The organism is Cryobacterium gelidum, assembly GCF_004403985.1.
In the GTDB taxonomy this organism is placed as follows: domain Bacteria; phylum Actinomycetota; class Actinomycetes; order Actinomycetales; family Microbacteriaceae; genus Cryobacterium; species Cryobacterium gelidum.
Map to the genome: position 1 here is coordinate 140,438 of NZ_SOHL01000013.1, position 20,104 is coordinate 160,541.

Annotated in this window: 18 protein-coding genes and 1 tRNA gene; 8 read left to right on the plus strand and 11 right to left on the minus strand. The window is 62.6% G+C overall.

Annotated elements, in window-relative coordinates; genetic code table 11:
• Nucleotides 1–6: 6 nt before the first annotated feature.
• The 4 genes from E3T50_RS06960 to E3T50_RS06975 all read right to left on the minus strand — a co-directional run bounded on the left by E3T50_RS06960 (nt 7) and on the right by E3T50_RS06975 (nt 7,318).
• Nucleotides 7–3,948, minus strand: a complete 3,942-nt coding sequence (locus E3T50_RS06960) for a Pls/PosA family non-ribosomal peptide synthetase (RefSeq protein ID WP_134551194.1) — start codon at nt 3,946–3,948, stop codon at nt 7–9.
• A 457-nt stretch (nt 3,949–4,405) separates the two neighbouring features.
• Nucleotides 4,406–4,816, minus strand: coding sequence for an ester cyclase (locus E3T50_RS06965; RefSeq protein WP_134461294.1), 411 nt, complete (start codon nt 4,814–4,816; stop codon nt 4,406–4,408).
• A 264-nt stretch (nt 4,817–5,080) separates the two neighbouring features.
• The gene (locus E3T50_RS06970) at nt 5,081–6,232 is read right to left on the minus strand and encodes an alpha/beta fold hydrolase (RefSeq protein ID WP_134551195.1); all 1,152 of its coding nucleotides are present in this window, start codon (nt 6,230–6,232) and stop codon (nt 5,081–5,083) included.
• Nucleotides 6,233–6,712: 480 nt separating this feature from the next.
• Complete coding sequence (locus E3T50_RS06975) at nt 6,713–7,318, minus strand: DDE-type integrase/transposase/recombinase (protein WP_338145347.1); 606 nt, start codon at nt 7,316–7,318, stop codon at nt 6,713–6,715.
• A gap of 202 nt (nt 7,319–7,520) precedes the next feature.
• Between E3T50_RS06975 and E3T50_RS06980 the strand changes: the two genes are divergently transcribed.
• The 4 genes from E3T50_RS06980 to E3T50_RS06995 all read left to right on the plus strand — a co-directional run bounded on the left by E3T50_RS06980 (nt 7,521) and on the right by E3T50_RS06995 (nt 11,039).
• Nucleotides 7,521–8,840 carry an ABC transporter substrate-binding protein gene (locus tag E3T50_RS06980; RefSeq protein ID WP_241990806.1) on the plus strand — a complete coding sequence of 440 codons (1,320 nt, stop codon included), beginning with the start codon at nt 7,521–7,523 and terminating at the stop codon, nt 8,838–8,840.
• Complete coding sequence (locus E3T50_RS06985) at nt 8,837–9,784, plus strand: carbohydrate ABC transporter permease (RefSeq protein ID WP_241990807.1); 948 nt, start codon at nt 8,837–8,839, stop codon at nt 9,782–9,784. Before E3T50_RS06980 ends, E3T50_RS06985 begins: the two co-directional genes overlap by 4 nt.
• A 10-nt stretch (nt 9,785–9,794) precedes the next feature.
• The gene (locus tag E3T50_RS06990) at nt 9,795–10,691 is read left to right on the plus strand and encodes a carbohydrate ABC transporter permease (protein WP_241990808.1); all 897 of its coding nucleotides are present in this window, start codon (nt 9,795–9,797) and stop codon (nt 10,689–10,691) included.
• Between the two features lie 162 nt (nt 10,692–10,853).
• Complete coding sequence (locus E3T50_RS06995; RefSeq protein ID WP_134551197.1) at nt 10,854–11,039, plus strand: DUF427 domain-containing protein; 186 nt, start codon at nt 10,854–10,856, stop codon at nt 11,037–11,039.
• A gap of 648 nt (nt 11,040–11,687) precedes the next feature.
• Here the strand turns inward: E3T50_RS06995 and E3T50_RS16580 are convergent.
• The 3 genes from E3T50_RS16580 to E3T50_RS07010 form a co-directional block, all read right to left on the minus strand.
• A complete protein-coding gene (locus E3T50_RS16580) occupies nt 11,688–11,999 on the minus strand; it encodes a type ISP restriction/modification enzyme (RefSeq protein ID WP_338145348.1) in 312 nt (103 codons plus the stop codon).
• A gap of 5 nt (nt 12,000–12,004) precedes the next feature.
• A complete protein-coding gene (locus tag E3T50_RS16585) occupies nt 12,005–12,364 on the minus strand; it encodes a type ISP restriction/modification enzyme (protein WP_241990809.1) in 360 nt (119 codons plus the stop codon).
• 205 nt (nt 12,365–12,569) lie between these two features.
• Entirely contained in the window at nt 12,570–12,860 is a 291-nt protein-coding gene (locus tag E3T50_RS07010; RefSeq protein WP_420898722.1) for a DNA-processing protein DprA, read from the minus strand.
• A gap of 290 nt (nt 12,861–13,150) precedes the next feature.
• On the opposite strand from E3T50_RS07010, the gene E3T50_RS07015 reads away from it, so the two are divergent.
• The 3 genes from E3T50_RS07015 to fmdA are packed head-to-tail and all read left to right on the plus strand — an operon-like array spanning nt 13,151 to nt 15,376.
• On the plus strand, nt 13,151–13,783 hold the full coding sequence (locus E3T50_RS07015; RefSeq protein ID WP_134551201.1) for an AmiS/UreI family transporter: 633 nt from the start codon (nt 13,151–13,153) through the stop codon (nt 13,781–13,783).
• Between the two features lie 9 nt (nt 13,784–13,792).
• Nucleotides 13,793–14,083: an FmdB family zinc ribbon protein gene (locus E3T50_RS07020; RefSeq protein ID WP_134551202.1), complete on the plus strand. Its 291-nt coding sequence runs from the start codon at nt 13,793–13,795 to the stop codon at nt 14,081–14,083.
• 36 nt (nt 14,084–14,119) lie between these two features.
• Nucleotides 14,120–15,376, plus strand: coding sequence for a formamidase (gene fmdA / locus E3T50_RS07025; RefSeq protein WP_134461318.1), 1,257 nt, complete (start codon nt 14,120–14,122; stop codon nt 15,374–15,376).
• A gap of 649 nt (nt 15,377–16,025) precedes the next feature.
• Here fmdA and E3T50_RS07030 read toward each other — a convergent pair.
• From E3T50_RS07030 to E3T50_RS07045, 4 genes are all read right to left on the minus strand, one after another.
• Nucleotides 16,026–16,100, minus strand: a tRNA-Arg gene (locus tag E3T50_RS07030).
• A 61-nt stretch (nt 16,101–16,161) separates the two neighbouring features.
• The gene (locus E3T50_RS07035) at nt 16,162–16,659 is read right to left on the minus strand and encodes an HNH endonuclease (protein WP_134461321.1); all 498 of its coding nucleotides are present in this window, start codon (nt 16,657–16,659) and stop codon (nt 16,162–16,164) included.
• A gap of 343 nt (nt 16,660–17,002) precedes the next feature.
• The gene (locus tag E3T50_RS07040; RefSeq protein WP_166784226.1) at nt 17,003–17,818 is read right to left on the minus strand and encodes a C40 family peptidase; all 816 of its coding nucleotides are present in this window, start codon (nt 17,816–17,818) and stop codon (nt 17,003–17,005) included.
• 269 nt (nt 17,819–18,087) lie between these two features.
• A complete protein-coding gene (locus E3T50_RS07045; RefSeq protein WP_134551204.1) occupies nt 18,088–18,807 on the minus strand; it encodes an iron-dependent transcriptional repressor DtxR in 720 nt (239 codons plus the stop codon).
• A 133-nt stretch (nt 18,808–18,940) separates the two neighbouring features.
• On the opposite strand from E3T50_RS07045, the gene serC reads away from it, so the two are divergent.
• Nucleotides 18,941–20,059 (plus strand): phosphoserine transaminase, encoded by a 1,119-nt coding sequence (gene serC, locus E3T50_RS07050; RefSeq protein WP_134461330.1) that lies wholly within the window; start codon nt 18,941–18,943, stop codon nt 20,057–20,059.
• Nucleotides 20,060–20,104 lie beyond the last annotated feature (45 nt).

Here is a 20,104-nt window from a genome sequence, read left to right on the forward strand (position 1 = left end):
CCACGCTCAACGCGTCCACGGCGGCTGGTGCCACGGCGTGATCGGGTTACCCGACCAGAGCGAACCGGCCGGCACCTGTTCGCCGCGCATGACCAGCGACCCGGGGCCAACGCTTGCTCCGGCGTCGATGGACGCCGCCGGCAGGATGACGCTGTTCGGCCCGAGCGTCGCGCCTTCGGCCAGTACGACCGCGCCGAGCTGCATGATGCGATCGTGAAACAGGTGGGTCTGCACGACGCTGCCACGGCTGACGGTGCTGCCGGCGCCGAGCCGCACCAGATCCGCTTCGGGCAGCCAGTAGGTCTCACACCAGACACCGCGCCCGACGGAGGCGCCGAGGGTGCGCAGCCACACGGCGAGCGCCGGTGTGCCCGAAGCTTTCTCGGCGAACCAGGGGCGGGCGACCATCTCCACGAAACTGTCCGAGACCTCGTTGCGCCAGATAAACGACGACCACAGCGGATGCTCCGACGCGTCGATGCGCCCGACCAGCGTCCATTTGACCACCGTCGTGACCGCGGCGGCCACCGCTCCAGCGGCGAGCATGACCACGCCCGACAGGCCGATCGCCGCGCCAAGGCCGAGGCGCAGCCAGAGCAGGTCGAGCAGCGCGAGCACGAGCAGGGCGATCCAGGCGCTGGTGAAGCCGGCCAGGATGCGCAGCAGTTCCCACAGCGATCGGGCTACTTTCAGTCGAACGGGCGGCTGGAATGTGCGGGACTCGTCGGCATCCGTTGGTCTCCGGCGCAGTCGGGCCGGCGGGTTGCCGAGCCAGCTCGACCCGCGCTTGGCCTTGCGCGGGGTCGAGGAGAGCACGGCGACGAGCCCGTTGCGCGGCACGGTGCGACCGGGACCGGCCATACCGCTGTTGCCGAGAAAGGCCCGGCGGCCTACCTTGGCCGGGCCGATGTGCATCCAACCGCCGCCGAGTTCGTAGCAGGCGACCATCGTGTCGTCGGCGAGAAACGCGGCGGGCGCAATGGTCGTGAGCGAGGGCAGCAGGAGCACGGTCGACGCCTCGACCTCGGCGCCCACCTTGGCACCGAGCAATCGCAGCCAGGTCGGCGTGAGCAGGCTCGCGTAGAGCGGGAACAGCACGGTACGGGCGCCGTCGAGGATGCGTTCGGTCATCCACACCTGCCAGCCGATCCGGCTGCGCACCGGGTAGTAGCCCTCGCGCAGGCCGACGCCGAGCGCGCGTACGAATCCGATCACGAGCAGCGCGTAGGCGAGGCCGCCGGCCAGGACAGCGACCGGCATGATCAGGGCGGCACGAAGCACGGCTGCGCCGAGGCTGTCCGAGTCGCCGACGACGCCGCCGATGATGATCGCGCCGAGAACGATGGCGATCGTGGGAATAGCGGTCATCGCGACCGAGCCGGCCGCGAAGGCGCCGAGCCAGCGGCTGGCGCGCGGCGGGCGTTCGGCCGGCCAGGGGCGGCGGGCCGAGCCGACCCGTCGAGCCGGGGAACCGGCCCACCGCTCCCCCGCCGGCACACGCGACGAGACGGCGGCGCCGGGTTCGATCTCCGCGCCGTGGCTCACGTGGGCGCCGCCGAGCAGGGTGCTGCGGGATCCGATGCGAGCGTCGGCACCGACATGGAGGTAGCCGATGCGCAAAATGTCGCCGTCGATCCAGTGGCCGGCCAGGTCGACCTCCGGTTCGATCGCGGCCCGGGCTCCGACGGCGAGCAAACCGGTCACCGGCGGCAGCGAGTGCAGGTCGACGTCGGGGCCGATCTCCGCGCCGAGAGCCCGAGCGTAGTAACTGATCCAGGGAGCGCCGGCGAGGCTCGCAGCGTCGACGAGCAGCGCGATCTGCTCGGCCAGCCACAACCGCAGGTGCACCGACCCGCCCCGCGGATAGTTGCCCGGCATCACGTCGTGCAGCAGCAGCCGGGCGGCGACGACAGCGATGAGCATCTTGCCGGGCGGGGTCACAAACAGCACAAATCCGAGCGCCACCCACCACCACGACAGGGTCGGGGCGAAGGTCGCGCCGGCCAGGCTGAGCAGGTTGTTGGCGATGGCGAGGTAGACCAGCCAGCGGATACCGCTCAGCACGTGCAGGGGAATGCCGAGCAGGGTCTGGGCGAGCTGGCTGCGGGCCGGTGTCGGAAGCACCTGCCGCGCCACGGCCGGCGTGGCGGGGGTGCGTGCATCGAGCTCCTCGGCGAGCGACCCGATGCGCGGGTGATCGTAAAGATCGGCCACGGTGGTTTCCGGGTAGCGGGCGCGCACGGCCGACACGAATTGGGCGGCCGAGAGCGAGCCACCGCCCTGAGCGAAGAAATCATCATCGGGCCCGGTCACGGGCATTCCCAAAATGGATGCCCACGCGTCAGCCAGCCACGCCGCCGTCGGCGACAGCACCTCGGCCTCGTCGGCCAGCAGCGAAGCGGGGAGCGGCCAGGGCAGCGCTGCCCGGTCGACCTTGCCCGAGGTGCGGGTAGGCAGCGCGTCGACGACGGCGAGCAAGGGCACGAGTGCTGCGGGGAGTTCCTCACGCAGCCGGGCAATGGCGGCCTTTCGGTCAAAGGGCGCGCTCACGTCGGTGGGGGCGACGTATCCGACCAGAACATGGTTGCCGGCCGGGGTGGTCTGCACCACGGCTGCGCCGCCGGCCACTCCGACGAGAGCGCCCAGGGCAGCATCCACTTCACCGAGCTCGATGCGTCGACCGCCGAGTTTGACCTGGTCGTCGGCGCGGCCGGCGAAGACCAGCCCGGCCCGGTCGAATCGTACGAGGTCGCCGCTGCGGTAGGCACGGTGCCAGCCCAGCTGCGGGTGCGGCGCATACTTCTCGGCGTCCTTGGCAGCGTCGAGGTAGCGGGCCAGGCCGACGCCGCCGATGATGAGCTCGCCGGTGTCGCCCTCGCCCACCCGTTGGCCCTGGGCGTCGACAACGGCCAGGTCCCAGCCGTCGAGCGGCAGGCCGATGCGCATCTCGCCGACGCCGTCGACGAGGGCGCCGCACGCGACGACGGTGGCTTCGGTCGGCCCATACGTGTTCCAGACCTCGCGGCCGCGAGTGGCGATGCGGGCGACCAGCTCGGGCGGGCAGGCCTCGCCGCCAAAGATCAGCAGGCGCACGCTTTCGAGCGATTCTTCCGGCCACAGGGCGGCGAGGGTCGGCACGGTTGAGACGACGGTGATGCCCTGGGCGATCAGCCACGGACCGAGGTCGGCACCGCTGCGCACGAGGGAGCGCGGGGCCGGCACCAGACAGGCGCCGTTGCGCCAGGCCAGCCACATCTCCTCGCAGCTCGCGTCGAATGCCACCGAGAGGCCGGCGAGTACCCGGTCGCCCGGAGCAATCGGTTCGGCGCGCAGAAACAATCCGGCCTCGGCGTCGACGAAGGCGGCCGCCGAGCGGTGGGTGACCGCAACGCCCTTGGGCACGCCGGTCGATCCGGAGGTGAAGATGACCCAGGCGTCGTCGTCGGGCGTCGGGATGTTGCCGCTCGGAAAGACCAGTGCCGGGTCGTCGTACGGCGGCACGGGTCGCCCCTGGAGCACCTGCAGGTCGAGGGCCTCACGCGGTGCGAACACACTGTCCTCGCCGATGACGCCGACCACGTGTGCCTCGGCGAAGACCAGCCGGGCCCGTTCCTCTGGATCGTCGGCGTCGACCGGAACGTAGGCGGCCCCCGCGAATACCGTGGCCAGAATCGACACATACAGGTCGCGGGTGCCCGAGGGAATGCGAATACCCACGGTGTCGCCGCGACGCACTCCGGCCAGGCTCAGAGCGCTCGCCTGAGTCTGCACGCGCCGCAGCAGGCCGCGATAGCTGATCGTGCCTTCCGCGTCTTCCAGGGCCAGAGCATCCGGATGCTGCACCGCGGTGTGGACTAAAATATCGGCGAGAGTGCGGGTCGGCGTGGCCAGGTGACCCGCTGAGAGCACATCCTGGGCGTGCACGCTATCGCCCACTGGGATCTGCATTCGCTCGATCACACGACTCCTCGTTCAGGTCGTGGCAGAACCGCAATGCCGCGAAAATACCAGTGTAGATCTCGCGGGTAACGCGCGGGTGAACTGCTTGCCCGAGTCGCGCGCCTCAGCCGCATCTGGAAGTAGCTGTCGTTCACCGTTTATCTGACGAATGAAGGACGTCGGGGCTTCGAGGGGAGTATGCCGAGCAACCGGGCTGCCCTCTTCGGCTAACTTCCCGTTCGTGGTTGAGGATGATGCGCATCGGTCACACCACGTGCACGGACCAGGACGTCGTTTTTTGATGCTCAGACCCTCCAGTCACAGCACCTCCAACCACGTCCTGAACCCAGCACTGCCGGCGTGCCCGATGTGCGGTCACGGGTCACGCCCGTCTCGCAACGTCAGTATTGGTCAAACGGGCATTTTCGCCCTAGTCCTTTTCATTAGTGACGCCGGTTGTCGCTGGTCAGGGCGCGAGGCCGAGTTGTTCGAGCATGCCCTGTTGGTCGCTGCTACCCCACCGCTCGACAAGCTTCCCGTTCTCAAACCGGCTGATTTGCATGCCACGGACGGACATCGTTTTACCGCTAGCGGCGTGGCCCATCAGGGGGCCTTGGTGGGTGCCGGTGAGGGTGTAGGCGAATGCGACATCGGTGTCGTTGGCGACGAGACGCTCGACTTTTATGTGCAGGTCGGGAAAAGCGGCAATCATCTCGCCGAAGAACGCTTTGTATCCGGCGGGGCCTGCGCCTTGACCGGGGGCAGGGTCATTGTCCACTGCGTCTTCGGCCACGAGGTCGTCGAGCAGGTCGAGCTTTCCGCTGTTCACGGCGTCACCGAACTTCTGTTGTGCGGCGATATTCACTTCTTGACTCATGTGTTTGCTCTCTTCTTAGGATTGACAGTGGATCGATTTGTGGGGGTCATATGGTGCCCGTATCGCCGGTGACGTTCAACCTCTCGCCGACAACGAGGCTGGATGCGTCCGGGTGAGCTCATGAATAAGTTCTTGATCGCGTTTCCTTATCTTGTCCTTGGTGCCGGGCAGACACGTCGGTTAGGCATCCGACGCTGGCTACGACCACGAGACGAGGGAAGTCCGCGCCACTATTCGTGAGGCGGGCTCCCCTCGCTTGCGTGCTTATTTGTGGAATCGTTTTTGCAGCCAGTCGTTGAGCGGCCTCAGTGCCGAAGGCTCATAGGCGTGCTCCAGAGTGACCGCGTGCGCAAAGTTGGGCAGGGTGACCTGGTCGACACTCGCAGCGCCGGTGAAAAGAGACGCTTGATCAGGACCAGCCGGCACCGGGAACAAGGCGTCGCTTCCTCCGGCGATAATCAGGACCGGAACCTCGATCGATGGAACATTCACCAAGTCGACGGCCACGGCCGGAGCGAACGATGCTGTGTCTCCACACGGATCAATGGTCAGCAACTGCAATGCTGCACTCTGCACGGCTGGATCGGCGCTATTGAATAGGGCGGCCGCAGCTCCTTCCGGTGCTCCGAAGGGAGCGTATCCGGCTGGGCCGGCGCCGCCGACACGCAGACCGCCGCTCGCGCATACCTTTGCGGCATACGCGGCATTGTCTTTGAGGACCTGTGACTGCACACGATCGGCATAGCCGATGACGATCAATCCGTCGATGTCGCCGAACGAGTACGCCGCGACCTGGGCGATCTGACCACCGTAGGAGTGACCGGCGAGGACAACTCGTGAAAACTCCGGAGCCTGCCCCGATGGCGTCACCTTATAGGATCCCGCGCGCAGGTCGAGCACGATCTGGTGGGCGATGTCGGCTTGGGATCCCACACAGACGCTGTTTCCCTCGGGTTTGTCGCTGCTGACGTATCCGAGTCGGTCTATGACAACCGACACCTGGCCGGCCTTGGCCTGATTGGTTGCGAAGTCGTAATTTTGTGCCTGGGCGAAGTCCCAGAAGAACTCCCCAAAACTCAGACCGTGTAAGTAGACCGTCGCGCCCTTCACCCTTTCACGCCGGAGCTCCTTCGTGGGGCCGACGATGTGGCCGCGGACGGTGTACGTTGCCCCGTCACTGGCGCAGGCCACCTTGGAACGATTGACATTTTCAACCTCGAAGGAGACCGGCAGGCTGGTGACGGCATCAGCTTTCATCTCGGAGCCATTTTGATTTGCAGCCGCAGCGGACGTCGGTGATGATGCCGCGTTGAATACGCTGGTTGCGCCGAGGAGCAGCGCCACCACGGCGACGGCTGCCAGCCCGGATTTACTCGGACGAAGTCGTTTTTTTACGGATGAATCGGATCGTGACACGTTGTACTCCAAACGAAAGTGACATGGCTCCACGCGCTATCGCACAGTGCGTGGGGTGGGGCCGTCTTGCGGGAAAGGCACGCCTCGACAACGAGATCGTGTGCGGGCACGGGGCCGGTATTTACGTGAATCGGCGAACTGGCCGTTAGCGTAACCCGGATGGGGGGTACCTGCAAGACCTCTGCGGAAGCAGAGGTCTTGCAGCGGGCGCCGATTTGACGGGCAAAACCCTACATCGCGGTGTTTGCATGGGATGTAGGGCCGTGACTGCGTGTGCATTTGGGGGGATTCGAACTCCAATAATCGACCAGTCAGCGTCGTCGGTCGGGTCAAGAACCGCGTGAATTCAACGTTTCTGGATCACAATGAGGCGTCCAGATTCACCCAAAGTTTTTTCAAGTGTGGGCAAAGTGTGGGCACGCAGGCAGCGAACGCCCGCGGGAAGGCCCCTATCGGGACATGGCTTGGCCAGGTGAAACTTCAGGCACCAGACCCGGTCGCGACCGACAGATCAACGCAAGGACACGCCGGCGATGAGGCCGGCTGCCAATCCCAACACGGGTCAAGCCGCGACCTGGCTTGATGGGTTGATGGGTTGATCGTCTCACAGTCCCAACAAATAACGGTCAATCCCATCGACCGGGTGATGCCATTCGCGGCGGCGAACGCGGTGATCTGGCCAGAGGCGTAATGGGTGCCGCGGTCGCTGTGAGAAATCACCGTTGCTGGGCGGTCCCCGCAGAGCACTATGGCCATCGTGAGGGCGTCCTGGATGAGGTCGGTGCTCATGTGGTCAGCGATAGCCCAGCCGATGACGCGGCGGCTGTGGGCGTCGATGACGGTCGCCAAATACACCCAGCCCTCCCGCGTCCTCAAATACGTAATGTCGCCGACCCAGACCTGATTCTGTGCCCCGAGGTCCCACTGCCGTTTCACCGCATCCACTGGGTAGGCATCAGCGTGGTCGATTATGGTTGTCGTCTTCCATTTCTTCGAGCAGATCCCCGCCAAACCCAGGCGTTTCATGGTCCTGGCAACCGTTTTGCGGGAGATGATCTCCCCGTTCGGGTGCAGGTCGGCGAGGATCCGTAGACCCCGTCGGAATCGCCGTGGAAGAAGGCGACCTTCAGAGTGGACGAAGACGTGCGCTAAATCGCCCGCCCGCTGTGGCCCGGCATACGTCGGTTAGTTTGCCGTCTTGCGTCTGCCGGGCCATGATCATCGTTGAACTTGCTGTTGAATGATTCCAGCGGCAGTAATCGTAAAAGTTCGTCCATCTCAGACTCAGTTGGAGGATTCCTGCATGAATTTCAGTAGACGCCATTTCCTGATCGGATCCGGTGCTGTGACGTTACCTGTGTTGTTATCAGGATGTGGTTTCGCGCCGCAGCAGTCGACTTCTTCGTCTACGGGGTCAAAAACGTTGACATTCACTACTTGGGGTACAGACGCGGAGCTGGCAAGTTTCGCTCGCGTCATCGCGGCGTTTGAGGAGGCTAACGCGGGAGCGAAGGTCGAGTTGAACTCGGTCCCCTACGGACAGATGTTCACTAACATCGATGCCCAGCTGCAGGCGGGGAATCCGCCGGACATTTTTCGTGTTCCGTATTACACGTTTGGCAGCTACGCCGGTCGCGACCAGCTTCTGGACTTGAGCCCATACCTAGAGTCCGGTTTTTCCGATCGATTCACCGACGCGGCTTGGGCGGCTGTGCAGGGCAACGACAAGCCGTTCGGGGTGCCTCACCACACCGATACCTCAGCGATCCTGTACAACAAAGCAGCCTTGGAATCGGCCGGGATTACGTCGGTTCCTACCTCGCTCGAGAGTGCCTGGACGTGGGATGAGCTGTCCGAGGTCGCGGCGACTCTGCGTGCCGCCCAACCCGCAGATGTATTCCCTATGGCCTATAACTGGCAGGGTAATGGCGTTACCCGCTGGCTCAGCCTGCTTTTTCAGGCGGACGGTCGGTTCCTGGCCACGAACCTCACCGACCCGGCGATCGACTCGGACGCGGGAGCGGCTGCCCTCGAGTTCTCGTCCAGTTTCTTCACGAAGAATTTCGTGCCGCCGAATAACACCATCAAGTCGGCCACCTTCGCGAGCGATACGTGGTACTCGCAGACTTCGGCGATGGTGTGGTCTGGTGCGTTCGCTATTCCGGATGCCACAAACACACTGGACTTTGAGTGGGGCGCGACCTTCGCCCCGCGTGGTGAGCGCGGCGGGGGCGACTTCGGAGGGAATGCGCTCGTTGCCACCGCGGACACTGCCAACCCGGAGCTCGCCGCAGCCTTCCTTGATTTCGTCACGGGCGATATGCAAATGCGCGACTTCTGCGAGACCGCCTCACTCTTGCCGACCCGCAAGGATCTGAGCGAGTCGGGCATCGATTTTGACGTACGCCCCGAACTCGCCCCCATCTTCCTCGGCCAGGCTTCTACGGTGCGCGCCGAGGACTCAAGCCAGGTAGCCTCCCCCGACATGTCGAGAATCATCACTGTCCTCCAAGACAACCTGGAATCGGCCTTCGCTGGTTCGACAAGCACCGCAGACACCCTGAAATCAATCGCAGACGGGATCGCCCAACCCACGGGCGGTTCGTGACACGGGTCGTTGCCGAGCAGGACCGCGTCGCACCACCACCTCAACTCCCGAAACGCCTTGGGCGTCGCGATACGAAAACCGTGCGCGAGGCGCTTGCGGGGTGGCTGTTTCTGACGCCGAACATGCTGCTGCTTGGCCTATTCGTACTCGTCCCGCTCGTGTGGGCCGTGGTGATCAGCTTTCAGAAGACCAACGGGTTCGGGGTCGGTGAATTCGTGGGTGTTGCCAATTACGAGCGCCTTATCAGCGACCCGCTTTTCTGGAGAGCCACGGCGAACACCCTGCTGTTCACAATCATCGTGACGCCCCTGTCGATGGGTCTTGGCCTCGGCGCAGCCGTGCTGTTCAACTCGATCCTTCCCGCCCGCGGCGTGTTCCGTTCCATTCTCATCGTCCCGATGGCTATTTCGGGCGTAGCCACCGCACTGATCGGTGTACTCGTCTTCAACGAGAACAACGGCATCCTCAACACTCTGATCCGGTTCATCGGGCTCCCGAGTGTCAACTGGCAGTCCGGTGGATCCGCCGCTTTCGTATCCGTTGTTCTCGTTACGTTGTGGTGGCGGGTGGGATTCAACATGCTCATCTACCTGGCGGGCCTTCAAGGTATCGGCCCCGAACTTTACGAAGCGGCCGAACTGGATGGGGCGGGCTCCTGGGCCCGATTCCGGAATGTGACCGTGCCCCTGCTCGGCCCGTCGTCATTCTTCCTGCTCATCCTGAACGTCATCTACTCCTTCCAAGTCTTCGACATCGTGTTCGTAATGACCGGCGGCGGCCCGCAGAATGCCACATCCGTGCTCGTCACCTACGCCTATGAAACGGGTTTCGTGACTCGCGACCAGGGCTACGCAGCCGCAATCGGTGTCGTGCTACTTCTCATAACCTTTGTCTTCACAGCGGTCCGGTGGCGCACCAGCCGCGGCCGGGACCTGGCCGAATAAGGACACCATCGTGACAACATCCATCCTCTCGCCAGCGCCAGCAACCCGCAGGCAGAAGACGACAAGACGAGGTGCGCCTCGCTCGCGAAGAGGCTCACGACGGGGGCTCGTAGCCCGCGTCGCCGGGGCTATCCTCATCAGTATCGTTGTGCTGTTCCCGCTGTATTGGATGCTTGTAGTCGCGTTCTCATCGCGTTCCGAGCTGCTGGGTGGCACACTGCGTCTCTGGCCGCGTGCCCTCACAGTTGGAAACTTCGAGCGTGTCCTCGCCGGGTTCCCAATCGCCACATGGTTTAGTAACTCCCTGGCAATCTCGGCCACGGTCGCAGTTCTCACGGTACTCGTCAACCTGTTAGGCGGGTACGCCCTGTCGCAGCTTAAGTTCCGCGGTTCAAACGTCGTCTTCCTCATCGCCCTGACGACGCTGATGATCCCCGTGCAGGTGATTATGGTGCCGCTGTTTCGGCTCGTAACAAACCTCGGGCTTTACGGCAGCTACTGGGCGGTCATCCTGCCCACGGCCGCGAGTGCTTTCGGGCTGTTCCTCGCACGCCAGTTCTTTCTGTCCATCCCGCGCGACCTGATCGAGGCAGCCCGCATCGACGGGGCCAGCCACCTGAGAGTATTCGGAAGTATAGTTTTGCCGCTCTCAAAACCGCTGATCGCCGTACTATTTTTTGTGACGCTGTTGCAGTCGTGGAATGATTTCGCCTGGCCACTCATTGCCCTCAAGCAGAACGAGCTATTCACTCTGCCGATCGGCCTGCTCTACCTGCAGGGCCAGTTCGGGTCAGATTTTGGTGCGACAATGGCGTTCGCCCTCATCAACGTGGTGCCCATGGTGGTGCTATTCCTGGTATTCCAGCGCTTCTTCGTGCAGGGTTTCGCGCGCAGCGGCATCAAATAAGGTTGGCTTGAAAATTCCCCGAATATTTCCGACGCTAGGGTCATGTTCACGTTCTCGGGTAATCGCTGTATGTGTACCCGGTAAGAGAACCGAGCCGGGAATGCCGCCTACACTGGGCGCAGTTGCGGGTCAGTCCCGCACACAACATGCAGGGAGCAGGCCATGTATCAAGCAGTCTGGAATGATGTCGTGCTGGCAGAGTCGGATGAAACCATCCTGGTTGAAGGCGACCAGTACTTCCCGACAGAATCGATCAATTCTGCGTACTTCTCCCGCACATCGTTGACGTCGCAGTGCCCATGGAAAGGCATCGAGCACGTCATAATCGCCGACAAAAGCATGAGCTAATTCAACAAAAGCGCCGCTCACCAAGGCAGTCCGGGACATGCTCGTCATACGTGTAAGTGTCGACCTCAACTCCCTCGCGTGAACGGGTCGGACCCAAAAACACAGCGTTTTGGTGGAGCGCATGGTCACGCTGCCGCGGAGCACGGACAGTACTCGCGCATTTCGGCCCAGAACCGGCCCTCACACCCCATACAACAACGATCACCGAACTCAGCCGTGCCTGACAAATACGAAAATGTGCTCCGTAGAAGCCGTACGACCGGACCAATGCGCGTGCATCACGGGTGGGGCGAGACGAGACGACCGTCCCGTCGCTGATGCGGACGCAACCTGCCCCCGGCGACGAGCGAACTGAAGGTGTAAGCAGGGCATGCCGAATGACCGAATGACCGAATGACCGAATGACTCATGGCCACCGCGAGGTCAGGACAGCGTAGTCGGCTCAGATATTGGGCAAGGTTCCATGGCTGTTGTAATAGATCTTGCCGTCCTCCGAGTGCGTGAACTTCAACCCTGCCCTCGTGTCGTCGACCTTCGCAACTCTGCTTGACTTCGACCGGCCTGGATTGCTGCCTGAGCCGGAGGCGAAACTTAACAACCTTATTCAGAAGGTGAAATCAGAGCAACCGCTTCAGCTTCTCTGATTCATCATGGATTCTCCTCGAGGCTGTCAAGGGGCGGCAGAGCTGCGACGATGCGCACCGTCTCGAGGCTCACGGTGACGATGCGCGCGAGCAGGTCGATGATATAACTGGGGTCGTCGACCTCACGGCTGTAGTCGTTGGGGTCATTGGTAATCTGAGACTCTTTGTGGGTGGTCACCTGGTAACGGTCAAGAATCCACTCGATCGCAGATTTGCCGTTCACCTGGTAGTCGTAGGCCGTCTCAGGAATGCCGGTGAGGGTGATCTGAGAGTTGTAGAAGACGCCAGATCGGTCTTTGCGGCCGAGGAAACCCATCTTATTCACTCGGTAGAAGTCGAACTGAGAATCGCGGTCGCGGGGGCCTCGCTTTTGCGCGTCTCGACCAGTGGATGAGGTGCAATCGTCTCGTAATTGAGGTGAAGTTCGGCCAATGCGCGGCCAGCTGAGCTGAACCCCCAGAAATCGGTGACCTTCGGGATGCGCGGCAGCATCTTTATGAGGTCGGCCTGATAGGTCTCCCGATATGTGGAGCTGTGCAGTAGGCCATAAACGAAGTAAAAGATGTCTTCCTTGTTGATGGCAGGATCCCCATAGAAGCCGCAGTACCTGATCAGCGTTGCGTCGGTTACGTTGTCGCGGCGGCGGTAGCCGTCGACAAGCGTCTCGCCCTCGGCAAGCATGGGAAACTCTCCCTTAGGGAGCGGATCGTAAATGGTCAAAAAGACATCACAAGACAGTACCGCCCAGCGGCTCCGCCCTGGCAGAACTGCAGGGCGGCCGCGCCGCCGTTCCGTGTCGTTGCTTGGCTGTTGCGGGGGTGTCTTGGTGGGGAGCGCGAGGGGACACCCTTCGCCGGCCAGCCCAAAGGCTGGCCGGCCCACGCGGCTACAGTGCGGCGGCGGCGTCAGTCGCGTCGGTGATGATGCGTGCTTTGAATTCTTTGATCAGGCGGTAGCATCCGTCACTGCTCGGGGAAATGACCGGCCCGGGGACGGCGCCGAACGGGCAACCCAGCGCAGCCGCGTGGCCGGCGACGTTCAGCGAACCGGACCGCCACCCCGCCTCAACGACGAGCATCGCAGTACTGCCGGCGGCAATCAGGGATGGCTTGTGAATTTGTCGAATATCCGACGCTAAGTTTTGTGGACTACAGCGTTCGCTAACGATCGTTCGCAAGACATTTCCAACGAGCTGCTTCTGACCCCTAATCCACGCGGAAGAGCGTGTATCGCTTACCGTGCACGCACCAAGGTAACGAATGCGACCTTAAGCGATACGTCATCCCGATTTGTCCCTACTGTCAGGATTTCTTTGGCGCTCTACGAACACGGTTAGCCGCCTGCATTCAGTGCGCAGCCACCGCAGGGTGCATCACCAAGATCGTTGACACCATCCTGTCCGTTCCGCTACATTCGGGCCACGGACCTTGCTGCCGTGAATGACACCGAAGTTGGAGGCCGCCGATTATGAGCAATGTTGGTTTGCTGTATGTAGGGGTCATCCTATTTATCAACGGGCTTATGCTGATCGGCGTGATCCCTGGCAAGTCGGCCGCCATTCTCAACTTCTTTGTGGGTGGAATGCAGGTGGTGCTGCCAACGATCATTCTGATCCAAGCGAACAACGATCCGGCGATCATCCTCGGGGCTGCGGGTCTCTATCTCTTTGGGTTCACGTATCTTTACGTCGGCATTCTGCAGGTGACCGGCGTGAGCGGAGAAGGCCTCGGTTGGTTCTCCTTGTTCGTGTCGGCGTGCGCGCTCGTGATCGGCATCATTCAGTTCACGCTCGGCGACGCGGTTTTCGGCGTGATCTGGTGGATCTGGGCCGTGTTGTGGTTCTTCTTTTTCCTGCTGCTCGGTCTGGGAAAAGAGTCCTTGGCCCGCACGACTGGGTGGTTCGCGATTCTGATCAGCCACCTCACGGCCACCATTCCGGCCTTTTTTCTGCTGCTGGGCCGCTACGAGTCGAACGCTGCCCTGGCCCTCGGCATGGCAGCCCTGGGCGGGATCGCTTTCGTGATGGCGATGGTCATGGGACGGCGGGCGAGAGTCGCGGCGGCGCCTGCGGCATCTGCTACCGCATTGATCGTGACCTGAAAGGGAACCATGCCCACCTACGAGTACCGGTGCCCCAACTGCGCGGACTTCGACCTCGTCTTTGAGATGCGTTCTGTACCCGACTTGGTGAGCTGCCCGACGTGCGCCTGCACCGCCCGGCGCCGCATGAGCGCGCCCCGGCTGTCCACGGCCAGTTCGGCTGCATTTCGACTAATAGACGACACCAAGCGCAGCGCGCACGAGCCCGCGGTCGTGAACTCTTCCGCCCCCGGGCGGCGTTCTGGTCCCGCGCAGAAATACACGTTCAACCCGCTGCATAAAAAGCTTCCCCGACCGTAATCGCACGTTCGCACGCACCCGAAGAAGGAGAATAAGATGCCCGAGCTGCTGTTTCCGCTAGATTCTTCGAAAAAATTTGAGGACCAAGAGAAGGTAGGGCACAACCGCTGGCACCCCGAAATCCCGCCGGTCGCCACAGTGAAGCCCGGCACGTCGTTTCGGGTGGATTGCCGCGAATGGTTCGACGGTGCCATCGTGAACGATGACTCGGCCGACGACATTCTCAACGCACCCCTGCTGACCGTGCACAAGCTCAGCGGCCCGTTCGCCGTGGAAGGCGCCCAACCGGGAGACCTGCTTGTGGTAGATATTCTCGATGTGGGACCCATCCCCATGGAAGACACCGGACCGCTCGCAGGGCAGGGCTGGGGATATACCGGAATCTTCGCGCGGAACAACGGCGGCGGTTTTCTCACCGACCAGTTTCCCGACGCGTACAAGGCCATTTGGGATTTCACCGGCCAAACCGCAACCTCACGACACATCCCAAATGTGTCGTTCACCGGACTCATTCATCCCGGGCTGATGGGTACGGCACCGTCAGCGAAGCTGCTGGCCACCTGGAACAAGCGAGAAGGTGACCTGATCGCCACCAACCCGCACCGCGTGCCGCCCCTTGCGCTTCCGCCGGAGGCCGAGCACGCCGTTCTGGGGTCCCTCGCTCCCTCGGAATTCGCACGGGTAGCCGGAGAGGCCGCCCGCACCGCACCACCACGCGAAAACGGGGGCAACCAGGACATCAAGAACCTGTCAAAGGGCAGCCGGATCTTCTACCCGGTGTTCATAGACGGCGCCAACCTCTCGCTCGGCGACCTGCACTTCTCCCAAGGCGACGGTGAGATCACATTCTGCGGGGCCATCGAGATGGGCGGTTTCATCGAGCTGCGCGTGGACATCATCAAGGGCGGTATGGAGACCTACGGGGTGAGCGAGAACGCCATCTTCATGCCCGGCAACGTGGAACCCCAGTTCAGCCAGTGGCTGGCCTTCTCCGGAACCTCGGTGACGCTTGACGGCGAACAGCGCTATCTGGACTCGCACCTGTCCTACCAGCGGGCCTGCCTGCACGCCATCGACTACCTCACCAAGTTCGGGTACTCGCCAGAACAGGTCTACCTACTGCTCGGTGCCGCACCCATTGAGGGCCGGTTGTCGGGCGTGGTCGACATTCCGAACTCCTGCTCGACGGTATACATCCCCACATCAATCTTCGATTTCGATGTGCAGCCGTCAGCCGCCGGGCCGTTCCAGATCAATCCCGGTATCGGTGCGCCGCGAGCGGCCAACCGGTGAGGTGAGCCGGGTGTGCCGGCGAGCAACAGGAGGAAGAGGCTGACGGCGGCTCCGCTCCTCTTCCTGAAGTCGGACGGCTGGCTCATCGTGCAGGTCGTCCGAGCCAGGCACGACGCTGCCCACGTGGTCGCCGAAACTTTCGGCAACACTCCGCGGAGGGTTCTGGCAGCGAGCTTGCGGAAGATGTCAACCTTTATGAGTCAGCTGTTTTAGGCGGTCATTGAGTTCGTTCTTTCCTTCTCCGGTTTGTTAATCCAGGATGCCGTGGGCAACGTGAGCGACTGCGGCTCCTGCACGACGAAGTGTTGGGTGGGCGGTGGATGCGGTTGTCAGAACGCGGCCACGGGCGTGCTGAATGGCGGGTGCGCGACCGTGGTGAACGTTGAACGGGGTGTACATTCCGATGCCCGCAGGGAGTCGCCGTTATACCAGCCGCCTGCCCGATTCGTGATCTCGAGGAGCGGCCTTAAAAAACCTCTGGCGTGGTGTCGCCGTTGCGCGTCGAAATGCCAGATTTGAGCCGTTTCACCGACCTCGGATTGCATCGAACTTTTTTGAAGTGTGGGCAAAATGTGGGCAAACAGCCATTCCTGAGAATGGCGAGAACCCTACATCCCAGTGTTTATCGGGGGTGTAGGGCCCCATAGCGTGGTGCCCCTGGAGGGATTCGAACCCCCGGCCATTTCCTTAGGACGGAATTGCTCTTCCACTGAGCTACAGAGGCTAGCCGGGCAAGTTTAGCCTGCGCGAAGCCGCTGATGCGAAAGCTCGCGCTGCAGAACCTGTCAGGCGGCCGGCGCCAGGTAGGCGTCCCATTCCTGTTCCGGCCGCTCGACGCCGCGTACGATCCAGGTCGTACCCTGCGGCATCCGTGGGGTAAAACGCAACTTCCAGCCCATTTCAGCCGGGGTGTGGTCGCTCTTGAGGTTGTTGCAGCGCAAACAGCAGGCGGCGAGGTTGTCCCAGGTGTCGCGGCCACCGCGAGAGCGCGGCAGCACGTGGTCAATCGTGGCCGCCGACTTGCCGCAGTAGCAGCAGCGGTGGTCGTCACGGCGCAACACGCCCCGCCGGCTCACCGGGACGAGGCGTGACATGGGAATGCGCACGTACCGCGTGAGCAGGATGACGCTCGGGCGATCCCACGAGCCCGAGGCCGCATAAACGGGGTGATTCTGATCGGACTGCACGATCGTCGCCTTCTGATTCATCACCAGGATGAGCGCTCGTTTGAACGAGACGACGGCGAGGGGCTCATAGCCCGCGTTGAGTACCAGTGTGCGCATGCGCTCCCTTTCGAAAGAGGCTGGACGGCTTCCAGCCATTCGAACTACGTCCGATGCGTAAAGAACAGGAGCGTGACCGGGCGCAAAAGAGCACAAAAAAAGGCGCTGTCATCATGACAACGCCTTCTGTCTGCTCAGGCAGCTCTTCTCACTCTGACAACTATGCCGAAAGCACTCGCGACCGCGCACATCCATGGTGTGGATAGTGCGTCGCTCATGCATGGGCTCTCCTCAGGACCTACAACTACATCAGGGCACTAGGTTAACCCACAAATGGCGCAACAGGTGAACCTGTATGCGCCATATGCGTGAGCTGTTACCTCGTGGCCACCGCCCCGATGATTCAGATGCCGATTCGTACGATGTAGTAGTCGCTGGTCCAGATCGGCTGAATCCGCACGGACTGGCCGGTGTACGGCGCGTGCAGAATGTTGCCGTTGCCAGCGTAGAAGCCATCGTGGCCGTCCATGATCACGAGGTCCCCTGGTACGGCATCCTCGATCGCAATCCTGGTTCCGGCCGCTCCCTGGCCCACCGAGGAGTGCGGGAGGCTGATGCCGAATTGCGCATACACGTACATGATGAAACCAGAGCAGTCGAAGCCCGCCGGAGTGGCACCGCCATAGACATACGGTGTGCCCTGATACTGCGAAGCCACGCTGAACACGGAGGCGAGATCAAAATTCGGGTACGCCGGGCTCTTCAGGTAGTCGGCAGCGCTCGGCCCGGAGTAGCTCGCGGCATAGGAAGTCATCTGCGCGGCAACCTCAACGCGGCGGGTTTCCGCGGCGACGGCTGCAGCCGCGACCGCGGCAGCGGCGGCCAGTTCTTCGGGGGTGGTAGCGGTGAATCCTTCGCGGGCGACGCTCACGGTTGCCGCCTGCGCATCAACTTCAACGCCTTGCGCCTGCGCCTTGGACAACTTCGTGGACTCGCTCGCCGTGAACGATGCATCTCTCGAACCGGGGGCGAATGCATAGGCCGGGAGGGCCATGGTAGCGACCAGTCCGGTGGCGAGGGTCATGACGACGATGTTGGCGATGCCGCTACGGCGCTTCTTTGGAGCGGGGCGCGGCCGGTGGGAGGGAATCGACGATTCCAGCGAATCGCCTGCGCCCTTCAGCCCGCGACGCGCCGTTCTCAGTCCTAATGCAGCCAAAGTTTTAGCCTCCGGCGCCTCGACAACACTAGGTTGTTGTCCCGTCCACTTCGCTAATCGCGGGTGTGTGCCTAAACCAAGAGACGGGCAAGCAGGCGTCTTGATCAGGGTCCTTCGACCGTTTCTGGTCTGTGGGACATCCCCGAGGTTACAAGAACCATGCCCATTTGTCACCTTAAGACGGCACATTTCTAACGGATTGGTAACGAAGCTGTTGGAAGATCGTGACGACTGATTCCATCCCTTTGAGCAGCACTGCTGGCCTCTGGTCAGTGAGCGACCGGGATGTCCTCGGTGGGCGTGGCCACGAAGATGTGGCTCGCCACCTCATTGGGCAGCTCCAAACCGGCACCAAAACCCTCGACCTGTACTAGAACGTACGATCCGGTGGCCGAGAACACCCCCGTCGCACCCGGCATCACGCCGCTCTGCTTGAGCTGCAGCAACAACTCGGGGTCGAACTGCACGGGTTCCCCGAGACGACGAATGACCGCGGTCACCGGCACGGTCGACCTCGTGACCACCAACAGCACGTTGGTCACGCCCGCCATGAACGCGACCGCCGGAGAATCGCCCAGTTCGTCCAAGCCCGGAATCGGGTTGCCGTAGGGAGATTCGGTCGGGTGCCCGAGCATCTCCAAAATCTTGCGCTCAACCTGTTCGCTCATCACGTGTTCCCAGCGACAGGCTTCGTCGTGCACGAACTCCCATTCGAGTCCAATCACGTCGCTCAGCAGGCGTTCCGCCAGGCGATGCTTGCGCATCACGTGCACGGCTTTGCTGCGGCCGACCGGGGTCAGTTCCAGGTGCCGATCGCCCGACACGACGACGAGGCCGTCTCGTTCCATGCGCGCGACGGTCTGCGAGACTGTCGGGCCGGAGTGACCGAGTCGTTCGGAGATACGTGCCCGCAGGGGAACGATCTGTTCTTCCTCGAGGTCGAGGATGGTGCGGAGATACATTTCGGTGGTGTCGATCAGATCGCTCATCCGCAACCCTTCGTTCGGCTCGTGCGCGCACCGTTCATCACGTGACTGAATGGTACTTCGTCGGCGGCCTCGGCAATGGCCCGCACAGCGTCTCAAGCCTACCCGCCCGGGGCGAGGCAACTAGAATCGCCGTATGGCCGACCTACTGATACCCACCGATCTGCTCCCCCTCGACGGACGATTCGGCTGCGGCCCCTCGAAAATCCGGCGCGAGCAACTCGACCACCTGCTCGGATTCGGAACCGGAGTGCTCGGGACCTCGCACCGCCAGGCGCCGGTGAAAGACCTCGTCGCTCGCGTGCGCGCTGGGCTGGGCGAGCTTTTCCGCATTCCCGACGGCTATGAAGTTGTGCTCGGCAACGGTGGTTCGACCGCCTTCTGGGACGCCGCCGCTTTCTCCCTCATCGAGAAGCGCGCCCAGAACCTGGTCTTCGGCGAGTTCGGCGGCAAGTTCGCCAAGGCAGCGGCGGCCCCCTGGCTCGAGGCCCCCGACGTGATCAAGGCCGATACCGGTTCACGCAGCGACTTCGTCGTGCGCGACGGTATCGACGTCTACGCGTGGCCCCAGAACGAGACCTCGACCGGCGTCATGGCTCCGGTTTCCCGGGTCGCCGGCGACACGGGCGCCCTCACCGTCATCGACGCCACGAGTGCGGCCGCCGGCATCGACTTCGATGCGAGCCAAGCGGATGTCTACTATTTCGCCCCGCAGAAAAATCTCGCCTCCGACGGTGGCCTGTGGATCGCATTGTTCTCCCCCGCTGCCCTCGAGCGGGTCGAACGCATCAATGCGAGCGGCCGGTACATTCCGGAATTCCTCAGCCTCAAAAACGCCGTCGACAACTCGCGACTGAACCAGACACTGAACACGCCTGCCCTCAGCACGCTGCTGCTGATGGAGAACCAGATCGACTGGATCAACCAGAGCGGCGGTCTGGCGTGGGCGTCCGCGCGAACGCAGGCGTCGTCATCCGTTCTGTATGACTGGGCGGCCAGCGTCGACTATGCGACCCCGTTTGTGGCCGACCCGGCGCACCGCTCACAGGTCGTCGTCACGATCGACTTCGATGACGCCATCGATGCCTCCGCCATCAGCAAGACGCTGCGCGCCAACGGCATCGTCGACACCGAGCCGTATCGCAAGCTCGGACGCAACCAGCTGCGTGTCGCGACCTTCACCGCGATCGACCCCGAAGACGTCAAAAAGCTCGTGGCATCAATCGAGCACGTCGTCGAAAACCTCGGCAACTAGCAGCGAAAGCGAGGCACGGATCATGCGTCTCTGGTTGAAAGACAG